General features: G+C 50.2%; 13 protein-coding genes. 9 read left to right on the plus strand and 4 right to left on the minus strand.

Annotated elements, in window-relative coordinates:
- Nucleotides 1–24: 24 nt before the first annotated feature.
- Complete coding sequence (locus ACZ5ZZ_RS17280; RefSeq protein ID WP_464132543.1) at nt 25–1,125, plus strand: type IV pilus twitching motility protein PilT; 1,101 nt, start codon at nt 25–27, stop codon at nt 1,123–1,125.
- A 6-nt stretch (nt 1,126–1,131) separates the two neighbouring features.
- On the opposite strand, the gene ACZ5ZZ_RS17285 is transcribed toward ACZ5ZZ_RS17280, so the two are convergent.
- Nucleotides 1,132–1,506: a hypothetical protein gene (locus ACZ5ZZ_RS17285; protein WP_464132545.1), complete on the minus strand. Its 375-nt coding sequence runs from the start codon at nt 1,504–1,506 to the stop codon at nt 1,132–1,134.
- A gap of 59 nt (nt 1,507–1,565) precedes the next feature.
- On the opposite strand from ACZ5ZZ_RS17285, the gene deoC reads away from it, so the two are divergent.
- The 7 genes from deoC (at nt 1,566) to ACZ5ZZ_RS17320 (ending at nt 9,514) form a co-directional block, all read left to right on the plus strand.
- Complete coding sequence (gene deoC, locus ACZ5ZZ_RS17290) at nt 1,566–2,228, plus strand: deoxyribose-phosphate aldolase (RefSeq protein WP_464140631.1); 663 nt, start codon at nt 1,566–1,568, stop codon at nt 2,226–2,228.
- Nucleotides 2,228–3,547, plus strand: coding sequence for a thymidine phosphorylase (locus tag ACZ5ZZ_RS17295; RefSeq protein WP_464140633.1), 1,320 nt, complete (start codon nt 2,228–2,230; stop codon nt 3,545–3,547). The genes deoC and ACZ5ZZ_RS17295 overlap by 1 nt, the downstream gene beginning before the upstream one ends.
- A 29-nt stretch (nt 3,548–3,576) precedes the next feature.
- The gene (locus ACZ5ZZ_RS17300; RefSeq protein WP_464132549.1) at nt 3,577–4,392 is read left to right on the plus strand and encodes a purine-nucleoside phosphorylase; all 816 of its coding nucleotides are present in this window, start codon (nt 3,577–3,579) and stop codon (nt 4,390–4,392) included.
- A 144-nt stretch (nt 4,393–4,536) separates the two neighbouring features.
- On the plus strand, nt 4,537–5,766 hold the full coding sequence (locus tag ACZ5ZZ_RS17305) for a S8 family peptidase (RefSeq protein WP_464119046.1): 1,230 nt from the start codon (nt 4,537–4,539) through the stop codon (nt 5,764–5,766).
- A 138-nt stretch (nt 5,767–5,904) separates the two neighbouring features.
- Entirely contained in the window at nt 5,905–7,473 is a 1,569-nt protein-coding gene (locus ACZ5ZZ_RS17310) for an acyl-CoA carboxylase subunit beta (RefSeq protein WP_464132550.1), read from the plus strand.
- A gap of 8 nt (nt 7,474–7,481) precedes the next feature.
- Entirely contained in the window at nt 7,482–8,984 is a 1,503-nt protein-coding gene (gene accC, locus ACZ5ZZ_RS17315) for an acetyl-CoA carboxylase biotin carboxylase subunit (RefSeq protein ID WP_464140635.1), read from the plus strand.
- A 2-nt stretch (nt 8,985–8,986) separates the two neighbouring features.
- Nucleotides 8,987–9,514 (plus strand): acyl-CoA carboxylase biotin carboxyl carrier protein subunit, encoded by a 528-nt coding sequence (locus ACZ5ZZ_RS17320; RefSeq protein WP_464140637.1) that lies wholly within the window; start codon nt 8,987–8,989, stop codon nt 9,512–9,514.
- Nucleotides 9,515–9,577: 63 nt separating this feature from the next.
- Here ACZ5ZZ_RS17320 and tatC read toward each other — a convergent pair whose 3' ends face one another.
- The 3 genes from tatC to ACZ5ZZ_RS17335 are packed head-to-tail and all read right to left on the minus strand — an operon-like array spanning nt 9,578 to nt 11,328.
- Complete coding sequence (tatC, locus tag ACZ5ZZ_RS17325) at nt 9,578–10,339, minus strand: twin-arginine translocase subunit TatC (protein ID WP_464140638.1); 762 nt, start codon at nt 10,337–10,339, stop codon at nt 9,578–9,580.
- Nucleotides 10,336–10,671 carry a twin-arginine translocase TatA/TatE family subunit gene (locus ACZ5ZZ_RS17330; protein ID WP_464140639.1) on the minus strand — a complete coding sequence of 112 codons (336 nt, stop codon included), beginning with the start codon at nt 10,669–10,671 and terminating at the stop codon, nt 10,336–10,338. Before ACZ5ZZ_RS17330 ends, tatC begins: the two co-directional genes overlap by 4 nt.
- Before the next feature lie 18 nt (nt 10,672–10,689).
- A complete protein-coding gene (locus ACZ5ZZ_RS17335) occupies nt 10,690–11,328 on the minus strand; it encodes a hypothetical protein (RefSeq protein ID WP_464119052.1) in 639 nt (212 codons plus the stop codon).
- 140 nt (nt 11,329–11,468) lie between these two features.
- Between ACZ5ZZ_RS17335 and ACZ5ZZ_RS17340 the strand changes: the two genes are divergently transcribed.
- Complete coding sequence (locus ACZ5ZZ_RS17340; RefSeq protein WP_464140641.1) at nt 11,469–12,527, plus strand: hypothetical protein; 1,059 nt, start codon at nt 11,469–11,471, stop codon at nt 12,525–12,527.
- Nucleotides 12,528–12,530 lie beyond the last annotated feature (3 nt).

The raw sequence follows: 12,530 nt of genomic DNA on the forward strand, positions 1-12,530 counted from the left end.
ATTAGAGCCCTTAGGGAGAGAACGATGGCAACAATTGATGAGCTGTTTAAACTCATGGTCGAACAAGGTGCTTCCGACTTGCATATCACAAGCGGGGCAGCCCCTTATTTGCGCCTTCATGGAAACATGGTTCCATTGAACTATCGCGAACTCACAAATCAGGACGTGCAGGGTCTGCTTTTTGAGATCCTTTCAGAAAAGCAAAAGAAAGCTTTCGTTGAAAAGTGGGAGCTGGATTTCGCCTACACTCTTCCCGGCACAGGCCGCTTCCGTTGCAACATCTTTATGCAACGCAAAGGCCTTGGCGCCGTCATGCGTATCATCCCTGAAAAAATCAAAACAGCGCAAGAGCTGGGTGTGCCCCCATCTGTGATGGACATCATCGACTGCGATCGTGGTCTGATCCTGGTAACGGGTCCGACCGGCTCCGGTAAGTCCACCACTTTGGCAGCGATGATCCACCAGATTAACATGACCCGCGAAGCACACATCATCACGGTGGAAGACCCTATCGAGTTCGTTCATCCAAACTTAAAATCCCTGGTCAACCAGCGCGAAGTGGGAAGCCACACCAAGAGCTTTGCCAACGCCCTGAAAGCGGCTCTGCGTGAAGATCCGGACATCCTGCTGGTGGGTGAGTTGCGTGACTTGGAAACAATCTCTTTGGCACTGACGGCCGCAGAAACAGGACACATCGTGTTCGGAACTCTGCACACCAACAGTGCCGCGAAAACCATTGACCGTATCATTGACGTTTTCCCTGCGGGACAACAACAGCAGATCCGCACGATGCTTGCAGAATCCCTGCGTGGAGTGGTGGCTCAGACTCTGTTCTCACGCGCCGACGGCCAAGGCCGTGTGGCCGCTTACGAGATCATGAGAAACACCAAAGCGATCTCCAACTTGATTCGTGAAGGTAAAGTCCACCAGATCCCTTCTGCAATGCAGACCGGCTCCAGCCAAGGGATGGTGTTGTTTGAAAAGTACATCGAAGATTTGGTCCGAAAAGGAAAGGTTTCTGCTGCGGATGCGAAAACCTTCCTGGGTCAAGCCGGTGGTGGCGACACCAGCGTGCAGACAGCTGTGGGCGGCGCCGTCGGTGGCCCGCGCACCAAAGTGGGCTGATCTTAATTAGAACTCAAATCCAAACTGAACAATTGGAGGGGCCTTGGCGACAGTCGTTGAGGCCCTTCGGCTTTTTTGGTCCCATCCTAAGTTCTGTGAATATTCATAATTAGGTGTCGCTGGGCGCGAGGAGTCATAAACAACATAGCCCACCCCCGCAACAAAACCCACTAAGGCCCCCAGGCCGATGTTGTCGGTGTGTTCTTCTGGATGACCGTAAAAAGACAACGTGCTCAATCCCAAAATAGCGCCCCCCAGACTGGCAAACAGGACGGCCGCCGTATTTCGCTTAAAGGCTCTGTCGGCTTGCGCAAAAGACGCCGAGGAAGTGAAGATCAACAAAGCTGCCAGAAAAAACGAGGTCCACTTCTGTGGTGTCATGATTGCCTCCTGCAATGAACTGAGATACTTTTGCTATTTAAACATTTTTGAGGTGCCCCGTGCAACTAAGTCGTTATATTGACCACACTCTTTTGAAGCCCGAGGCTCAGCTCTCGCAAATCGAAAAGCTTTGTGCTGAAGCCAAAGACCATTCTTTCTTCAGCGTCTGCGTAAACACCTCTTACGTCAAAACCTGCGCAGAACTTCTTAAGGGCTCCTCTGTGAAAGTCTGCTGTGTGGTGGGCTTCCCGTTGGGTGCCATGGACACGGAAAGCAAAGCCTACGAAACTTCGACTGCAATTCGCAATGGCGCACAGGAAATCGACATGGTCATTCAGATCGGCGCCCTGAAAGACCGCCGTTTGAACTATGTTCGCGACGACATCAAAGCCGTCGTGCAGGCCGCGCAAGGTTGCACCGTGAAAGTGATCATCGAAACTTCCCTGCTGAACAACGACGAAAAAGTCCTGGCCTGCAAAGCCGCACTGGAAGCTGGCGCTCACTTTGTAAAAACCTCCACCGGATTTGGCGGTGGTGGCGCGACGGTCGATGACGTGAAACTGATGAAGTCCGTTGTCGGCAATCAAATGGAAGTGAAAGCTTCCGGCGGCATCAAAGATGCCCAACAAGCACATGCAATGATCGAAGCTGGAGCCACCCGCCTTGGCACAAGCTCCGGAATCACAATTATTCAAGGCGGCTCTGTACAAGGTGGTTACTAATGTCTTTTCTTCCTGCTGAAATCATCAAAGCCAAACGCAATGGCCAAGAACTGAAGTTTGATGAAATCAACGAATTTATTCTGGGCTATGCCCGTGGCCATATCCCCGATTATCAGATGTCGGCTCTTTTGATGGCGATCTTCTTCCGTGGCATGACAACGGAGGAAACTCTGTCTTTGACCAAGGCCATGCTTCACTCCGGCGAGGTTGTGGACTTCTCTTCCGTGAAAGAATTCAAAGTGGACAAACACTCCACCGGTGGAGTGGGTGATAAAACCAGCTTGATTCTGGGCCCGATCGTCGCAGCTGCAGGCATTCCGGTTCCAATGATTTCCGGCCGTGGCCTGGGTCACACGGGTGGAACTTTGGACAAACTTGAATCCATCCCCGGCTTCAACACCCAAAAGTCCTTGCCTGAATTTATCGAGCTGGTGAAAAAACATAAAATCTGCTTCATCGGTCAGACCAAAGAGATCTGTCCTGCCGACAAAAAAATCTATGCTCTTCGCGACGTAACGGCCACAGTGGAAAGTCTGCCGTTGATTTGCGCTTCCATCATGTCCAAGAAAATGGCTGAAGGCATCGACGGACTGGTGTTGGATGTGAAGTACGGCTCTGGGGCATTTATGAAGACCCCTGTTTTGGCAGAGGAGCTGGCCCTGAATCTGATGGCCATCGCCAAGGGCTACGGCAAAAAAGTCACGGCACTGCTGACGAATATGGATCAACCACTGGGTCGCTTCGCAGGGAATTCACTTGAGGTGGATGAGTGCGTGGCTATCATGAAAAATGAAAAGTTCATCGGCCCTGCAGGGTATGATCTTTACGAAGACACGCGCGAGCTGAGCTTGCGACTTTCTGCTCACATGTTGTTACTTGCGGGCGTTGGTAAAAACGAAGAAGAGTCTTACAAAATTGCCACAGACATGCTGGTGTCCGGCAAGGCGATGGCGAAGTTTGAAGAACTCTGCTCCATTCACGGTGGAAATTTGCAGGCATTGCCAAAACCAAAACATTCCATTGCGGTCACATCAGAAAAAGCCGGTTGGGTTGGTGGCTTCCACACTGAAAGCATTGGGGTTGCGGGCATTCTTATCAAAGCCGGTCGCGCGCAGACAACGGACATCATTGCACCAACTGCAGGCATCGAATTCCATGTGAAAGTTGGTGATGAAGTGAAGGTCGGAGACACGGTCTTTACATTGCATGGCGACGACAAAGATCTGCTTCAATCTGCTCTGCCTATGCTTCGTTCAGCGATGACAATTTCCTTGCAAAAGGTGGCAAAGCCTAGTTTGATACTGAAAACTTTGAGCTAATGCTCTAAGTCTTAAAAAGGGGACGTCGTTTGGTACTCAATAAGCTTCAAGAATCCATGGCCTTTATCCGCACAAAAACTTCGGCAAAACCGAAGATCGGCGTCGTGTTAGGTTCCGGTCTTGGCGCTTTCGTAAAAGAAGTGGAAGTTGAAACAACCATTCCTTACAAAGACATCCCCCACTTCTCCCCGCCGACTGTGGAAGGTCATTCTGGAAATTTGATCTTCGGTAAAGTCGGTGGTCAGCCGATTGCAATTCTTCAGGGTCGCAATCACTTCTATGAAGGTCACAGCATGGAAAGTGTTGTGTTCCCGACAAGAACGCTGGCGATGCTGGGTGTGGAAACTTTGATCCTGACAAACTCTGCCGGCGGTTTTGGTGAAAACATGCAGGCTGGTGATTTCATGATCATCGAAGATCACATCAATTTGATGGGCACGAATCCTTTGATGGGTCCGAACATCAAAGAGCTGGGTCCTCGTTTCCCCGACATGACTGAGGCTTACGACAAACGCTTGATCCAAACAATGGAAGAAGTGTTGATGAAGCAAGGTACGCGCTATCACAAGGGTGTATACTGCGGCGTCAGTGGTCCAACTTATGAAACTCCAGCAGAAGTTCGCTACCTGAAACTTATTGGTGGCACAGCCGTGGGCATGAGCACAGTTCCTGAAACCATCGCAGCCAATCACTTGGGTCTGCGTGTGGCGGCACTTTCTTGTATCACGAACTTGGCGGCAGGAATTTCTTCTCAGAAGCTTTCCCACGACGAAGTGACAGAAACTGCGAAGCAAGTCGAGTTGCAATTCTCCTCGTTTTTACGCGAATTCATCGCTCACATCTAATGGATTGGACCTGACAAAAAGGTCCAGTCTAGTTTCGAATTTTTAGCCTCAAAATAAGACATATAATGACCGAAGAGCTAACCGGTCGGGCCTTTGATATGCGTCCCATTGATGGGACCTCTACGGCCCGCACAGGGAGTGAACATGGATGTTCAGAAAATTCTCTCGGCGGTCGCTTGCGTCTTTGTATTGGCAGCATGTAGCAAAAAATCCGCTGAATCCGTCTTTCCAGAAAATGGCGCTCTTGACTCAAGTGCATGTCGGGGCCAGGCCATCGAAAACAAATTTATCGTCCAGTGGGAGGACGGCAGTTTCACAACTGAAACGGCTGCGAACGCCGATGAATTCAAAGAGAACTTCATCAAGCCACAATTAGAAAATATTAAACACGTGGATTACGATCGAGTGATTCAACTGCAAACCTCTAATGAAGTGCGCACCTCGGGCTTCACCGACAGCTGGGGGCAAGAGCGCATTGGAGCCCCTTCGGTCTGGAGTCAGGGCATCTATGGTCAAGACGTTAAAGTCGCTGTGGTGGACGCCTACGTGGATGTCAGTCACCCCCAACTTCTTCCGCGCATTGCCGTGAACTCGGGTGAAATTCCCAACAACGGCAAAGACGACGATGGAAATGGGATTGTTGATGACTACTATGGAGCTGCGTTCGTATCCCAGCCCGGCAGCAATCAAACACCCAGCTCGCATGGTTCTCACGTGGCTGGCATTATTGCAGCGGATTCCCGCTATGGCAGCGTCGAAGGCGTAGCCCCTCAGGCCCAGATCATTCCTGCGCAGTTTATCTCAAATGATGGTGGTGGCTCCTTAGGCGATGCCGTTTTGGCTTTGCAATATTCCGCCAAGCGCGGTGCAAAGATCATCAACGCCAGCTGGGGGGGAGCTCCTTGTGTGGCATCTCTGCGCAATGCCTTTAACGAATTACAACGTCAGGGCATCCTCGTGGTGGTGGCCGCAGGAAACGATGGACGTGACGTCGACGTGTATCCTGAATTCCCGGCATCCTTTAACATGTCCAATCAGATCACTGTGGCGGCAGCCTCCGTTTCTGATTTCATGACCTCGTGGTCGAATCGTGGCTTCAATCTGGTGCATGTGGCGGCTCCGGGCGAAAGAATTTTAAGCACGGTTCCAGGAAATTCGATCGCATATATGGAAGGAACAAGCATGGCCGCTCCGTTTGTCAGCGGGACTGCGGCCCTGCTTTGGAGCGCCAAACCTGAGGCCACCGCAAGCCAAATTAAAGAGGCGATTTTGCGCTCGGTGGACGTCGAGGCCGGACACGAGTTTAAAGTAAATACTCGAGGGCGTATCAACGTCGAAAAGGCCCTGACCACTCTTCGTCAGTTAGTTCCATAAATTCAATAAGATAGATCGCATCGTGCGGAGCGTAAACAGTGCGCTCCGCGTCCTAGTTTTAAGATGATTCTTTAAGCTCTCATGCTAGATTGATTCCCTGTTTTTTGAGGATGGTTCCTCATTAAGAAAAGGAATTGTATGAGCACAGAAGTTTCATCTGGCATTCAAGCTCGCTTGGCAGATCTTGAAAAAAGAAACGAAGCCGCAATGGCTGGTGGTGGCGCAGCTCGCTTGGCCAAACACAAACAAGGTGGCCGCCTAACAGCACGTGAACGCGTGGATGTTTTATTGGATCCGGGCAGCTTCGTTGAAATGGATCGTTTCGTTTCTCACCGTTGCACAAACTTCGGCATGGATAAAAACGTGGTTCCTGGTGATGGTGTCATCACTGGTTACGGTCGTATCAACGGCAAGCTGGTTTATTTGTCATCTCAGGATTTCACCGTGATCGGTGGATCCATGTCCCGCACTCAAGCCAACAAGATCTGCAAAGTGATGGATCTGGCGATGAAGAACGGCGCCCCTTTCATTTCTATCAATGACTCTGGTGGTGCACGTATTCAAGAGGGTATCGAATCCCTGGGTGGTTACGCAGATATCTTCACTCGCAACACCATGGCTTCTGGCCTGATCCCTCAGATCACAGCTATCATGGGCCCATGCGCAGGTGGTGCGGTTTATTCTCCGTCCATCACTGACTTCGTGTTCATGGTGAAAAACACTTCTTACATGTTCGTGACGGGTCCTGATGTAATCAAGACGGTGACTCACGAAGATGTGACAAAAGAAGAACTGGGTGGGGCAACCACTCACTCTGCAAAATCCGGCGTGGCGCACTTTGCGGCGGAAGACGACAAGCACTGCTTGCTTCTGATCCGTGAAATGATGAACTTCCTTCCGTCCAACAATCTTGACGATGCTCCGGTTCTTCCGACCAACGATCGTCCGGACCGCCTGACGGAAGCGCTGAACACCATGATCCCGGAAAATCCAAAGAAGCCTTATGACATGATCTCTGTGATCACCGAGTGCGTGGACGAAGGTTACTTCCTGGAAGTTCACAAGCACTTCGCACAAAACCTGATTGTGGGCTTTGCGCGATTTAACGGTCGTCCAGTGGGTATCGTGGCCAATCAGCCCAACATCCTTGCTGGTTGCTTGAACATTGAAGCGTCCCGCAAAGGGGCTCGTTTCATCCGCTTCTGTGACGCCTTCAACATTCCAGTGGTTTCCTTCGTGGACGTTCCAGGCTTCTTGCCAGGGAAAGATCAGGAGTGGAACGGCATCATCACACACGGTGCAAAATTGCTTTACGCTTATGCGGAAGCGACAGTGCCTAAGATCACAGTGATCACCCGTAAGGCTTACGGTGGTGCTTATATCGTTATGGGCTCCAAGCTTCTTCGCTCTGACGTGAATCTGGCATACCCTTCTGCGGAAATCGCGGTGATGGGTGCTGACGGTGCGGTGAGCATCATCTTCCGTGAAGAGATCAACAAAGCCAAAGATCCTGTGGCCGAGCGCGCTCGCCTGACGGCAGAGTACGAAGCAAAATTCAGCAATCCGTATGTATCCGCTGAATTGGGCTACACTGATGAAGTGATCGAGCCAGCAATGACTCGTAAACGTATCATCGACTCTTTGGAAATGCTGAAACATAAACGTGATATCACTCCGGCTAAAAAGCACGGAAACATCCCCCTGTAGGAGCGAACATGGCATTGTTTAAAAAAATCCTGATCGCCAACCGTGGGGAAATCGCCATTCGTATCACTCGTGCTTGTCGTGAGCTGGGGATTGCGTCTGTGGCCGTGTTTTCTGATGCGGATCGCGACAGCTTGCACGTCTTTTTGGCGGATGAGGCCTACCACATTGGCCCGTCCCCATCGCGAGAAAGCTATTTGAACTATAACAAGATCATTGAAGTCTGCAAAAAAGCCGGCGTGGACGCTGTTCACCCGGGTTATGGCTTCTTGTCTGAAAACACCACTTTTGCCAAAGCTCTGGAAGAAGCTGGTATCACCTTCATCGGTCCAACGGTTGCAAATATCGAGGCCATGGGTGACAAGCTTTCTGCTAAAGCGTTGATGAAGAAAGCCGGTGTTCCGACAGTTCCGGGCTCTGATGGCGGCGTTGAAACCGTTGAAGAAGCCCAGAAGATCGCAGAAAAAATCGGACTTCCGATCATCATCAAAGCTTCGGCTGGCGGTGGTGGTAAAGGGATGCGTGTGGTTCGTCAGATGGACGAACTGGAAAGCGCCTTCCGCGCCTGCCGCTCTGAAGGTCAGAACTATTTCGCGGATCCGACTGTTTACATCGAAAAGTTCATCAACGATCCAAAGCATATCGAGATTCAGGTGTTCGGCGATAAACACAATAACCACGTTCACTTGTTTGAACGTGAGTGCTCTGTTCAGCGTCGTCACCAAAAAATCATCGAAGAATGTCCGTCCCCTTCTGTGCCTCACGAGGTGCGCCTGCGCATGGGTGAAGCCGCTGTTCGCGCCGCAAAACAGATCAACTATGTGGGCGCGGGAACGATTGAGTTTATCTTTGATAACGCCACCAAAGAATTCTACTTCATGGAGATGAATACGCGTCTTCAGGTGGAACATCCGATCACGGAGATCGTGACGGGTTATGACCTGGTGAAAGAGCAGATCTATGTGGCTGCTGGCAAACCTTTGAGCTTCAAACAAGAAGACATCAAACAAAAAGGCCACGCGATTGAGGCCCGCATCTGTGCAGAAGATCCAATCACGTACAAACCACACCCTGGTGTGATTCGCGCGTGTCGTCACCCGCAAGGTCCGTTCATGCGTGTGGATTCTTATGCGTATCCTGGTTATGAAGTGCCTATCTTCTACGATCCCATGATCGCAAAAGTGATCACCTGGGGTGAGACTCGTGAAGAGGCCATCGACAGAATGCAACGAGCGCTCAGTGAGTTCGTGTTGACCGGAATTAAGACCAATATTGTTCTTCATAAAACAATTCTGGACCATGCGAAGTTCCGCGACGGCTCTTACACGACTCAGTTTATTGAAAAGAACTTCGAAGTTATCGAACCGAATCTTTTCAAGGAAGTTGAAGACCCTGTATTCCTGATCGCTGCGGCCATCACCGCTTACAACGATCGTAAATCCAAAGACGTTCGCCAGCTGAACCTGACTTCCCATTGGAAACGTGTCAGCCGCAAACTTCAATTGAGGACGTAACCATGTACTTTGAGGCAGAACTTAAAGGTAAGAAATTTAAAGTGGATGTGACCGAGCAGCGTACGACCTGGAAGGTTTCCTTGCAGGAAGAGGGCAAAGACTGGGTTCACTATGATATCTCCAAAAACGATTACAAGCAGGCTGAGCAGTACATTAGCTTCCTGTTTGGCGGCAAATCCTATCTGATCGACGTCATCGGACAGGACACAGAGTACACGGTCTTTACGCGTAACTCTTTCCGCACCATCAAAGTCTTCAATGATGAAATGCTTTTGCATGAGTCCCTGAAGAAAGGTGGCGGCTTCGGAGGCGATCAGGAACTGAAGTCCGGTATGCCAGGTAAAATCATCGAAATCTTCGCCAAAGAAGGTGAGATCGTGAAGGCCAACAAGCCTTTGCTGATCATGGAAGCGATGAAGATGGAAAACGAAATGCGTGCGACTCGCGATGTGAAAATCAAAGAGATCCGCGTAAAGCAGGGTGATTCGGTGGAATCCGGCGCCGTTCTGATCAAGTTCGAAGAGCCCTAATCGGCCTTAGAGCTTTAAAAGAAAAAACCCGCACTGATCAAAGGTGCGGGTTTTTTTATGCTCTTATTCTCGTTCGTTTACGGCGTAGGCTTCTTCGCGCTTCTTTTCAAAGACACCGACAATCAAGACGGCAGCTTCAAACAGAATCCACATTGGAGCCAACATCATCACCATGCTGAGCAGATCTGGCGGCGTGATAATCGCGGCAATCACCGCGATTGTCATCACAGCATAACGACGGTTCTTGCGCAGAAAGGCCTGACTGACAATCCCCATCATGCCCAGAACAATAATCACCAATGGCAGCTCAAACGCCACACCAAACATCAAACACATCTGAGTGAAAAAGCCCATGTACTGATCAATGGAGATCATGGGCTTGTCGACATCGCCCCCGTATGTCATCAGGAACTGGAAGGCCATGGGTAAGGCAATCCAATACGAGAACGCCGCCCCCAGAACAAACAGGCCGGTTCCGGAAATAATAAAGCCCATCGTGTATTTACGTTCTTTTGCATAAAGTCCCGGAGCCACAAACTTCCACACCTGGTAAAGCCAGAAGGGACAGGACAACAAAATACCACACACAAAGGATAACTTCAGATGGGCGATAAACTTATCCAGGGGACCTGTGTAGATCAACCCCCCACCCGGAAGATAAGGACGAATGGGTTCTCTGACAAAATCAAAGATCTTTTCACTGAAACCGTAGCAAATGCCTGTCGCGATCAACAGAATCCAAACACAGTTGATCAGCATCTTTCTTAGGTCAGCAAGGTGCTCATACAAGGACTGGGCTTTGGAATCTAGTTCTTCGCGTTTCATTTATTCTTTTGTTCTTCGGACTTGCCATCAGCCTGCGGAAACTCCAATTGCTCGGGATTTTCGGCAGAGGCCGTGGTCTCGGGAGCCAGGGGGGCTGTGTCTTGTTGTCCTTGATGGTTGTTCAGATTGGGATTGCGAATAGTTTGGTTCAGATCAATTTTATCCATGCGCACCTGTTGTTTCAGTTCATCACCCAAAACATTGGTGCTGCGTTTGAGTTCGTTCAAAAAACGACCCAAAGTTCTTGCAAGCTCCGGAAGTTCCTTCGGCCCGATCACAATCAGGGCCAGAACCGCAAGAAAGATAATTTCAGACATACCTAGGCCAAACATGGCGCCAGAATAGTGGAATCAGCTCTGCTTGCCAAGCTTTACTTGATCCTGAGGAAGAGTCAAAACTCCCATTTCAACCAGCTTTTCACGAGCCAGTTCCGAGCCCGTGCGCATATAGCGCTCATAGAGCCTCAGGATGCTCTCATCGCTTTTAACTAAGGAATGATGGCTGATGTAGGTCAGGACATCCACGAATTCCAGGAAGCGTTCGGCAAAGACATTATACACCCGGGCTAGTGTGTCCTCGCGGGTGCAATGAGCCAGGGAAGCGTAAGCAGCTCCACCGATTTCCGCATAGTAGTCCACATCCACAATTTTTCGCGACAATGAGTCGCCGAAGAACCCGCTGATGTAAAGAGTCCGGTCTCCCAGCTTTCTTAACATTTCCGCACGCACCACGCTGTCGGCATTCTGAGCCGTCAGATACATCTCTGCCAGGGTTGTGGGATTCTTCTGACCACCTTCGGTCGCATAGGCCGGATCGAAAAGATTGCGGGCATCCAAATAATGCTGCAACAAATTTACAAGATAGGTTTCAACCAAGGGATACGTCTGAACCTTTCGCTGGGATAGTCCCTTTTGAACGAGTTCCTGAAAGTAGCCCTCGGGGCTTACAAAAAGCTCAACTGTTGATGTCGTCGAACGCTTTTCCCGCATACTTATAGTCTAACAAATTTCAGTTGGCTTCCGGTTAGTTGTTTTTGTGAAAGCTGGTCAAAAGTCTCAATCTGAGACACCCCCCTGGGCACTGCCCTTGCTACATCTCCCATGAGCCACTTTGCAGAGGAGCAGATCGTATGTATTTGAAAAGGCTGGTTATCTTTTTTGCAGCGCTCAGCCCTTTTGCGTCAGGGTCCGTCTATGCCTTCGGCGGCGAGCAGTGCGGTCCGATTTTCTCCTCGAACTATGCCCTGAATGGGCGCATTGAAGTTCGCCCTTCCGCCTTGTACGGACCGGCGGCGGCAGATTTTGCCAAAACAATTCTACAAGTGGATTCCTTGCTGGCTCCCCTGCAGCCTGCGACGGAGGCTCGCGTATTCATCGACAACGTTTTTGCCTTTTCACTTTTTGATGCCAGGGATTTTTCCATTTCCGTGGGACTGCTCCCTTCAGCGATGGGAAACAAACATCCTGCCATCAATCAGAACATTCTGATTCACGAGTACTCACACGCCGTTTTTGAAAAAAATCTGATGCGTGACCTGGAAAGCTACAAACATTTGCGCCAGGAAAATCTTGAACTGCTGAACAAAGAAGACATCCTGCACGCCGAGGCTGATGCGCTTGGAGAGCAGGCCAGCTGGGCCACCGGAACCGAACAGATACGCCTGAAAACTCTGGCTGAAGAAAAAAGGGCCGAGGCCATGTTTGTGACGAAACGACTGCAGCAACTGACGTCCTTCTGGAATCTGCGCAGTGGTTTGCACGAACTCTTTGCTGACTCTGTAACCCTGGCCACCACCCGTGATCCCAGAAGCATAAGTGATTTATTAAAGAATGCAGAGCAGAGATCCCGGGACCATTCTCCGGAAGAACTCCTCCTGCGGGACTTCGGTGATGGTCGTCATCATCTGAATCGAGCGGCCTGGAAGAAAGAACAAAACCTCGAATCCAAGTATGCGACGGATGTCTATTACGCTTTCCTTCCGGCACGCTGGGAGCTGTGGAAGCTCACCAAGAGCCGCCTTAAAAGCGACAACTACCGCAAGAATTTGATTCCGAAGGTTTTTGAGATTCTTGAAAGAAATCTGTCAGAGATTCTGACCAAGAAGCCCGATGAAATCGGACCTCTTGGCATTAAGGAAATTGAGAGGGTCAACCAGCAGATCATCGAGGATTTCCGCCGGGAGCTTTAGAAT

The organism is Bdellovibrio sp. HM001 (assembly GCF_055397275.1).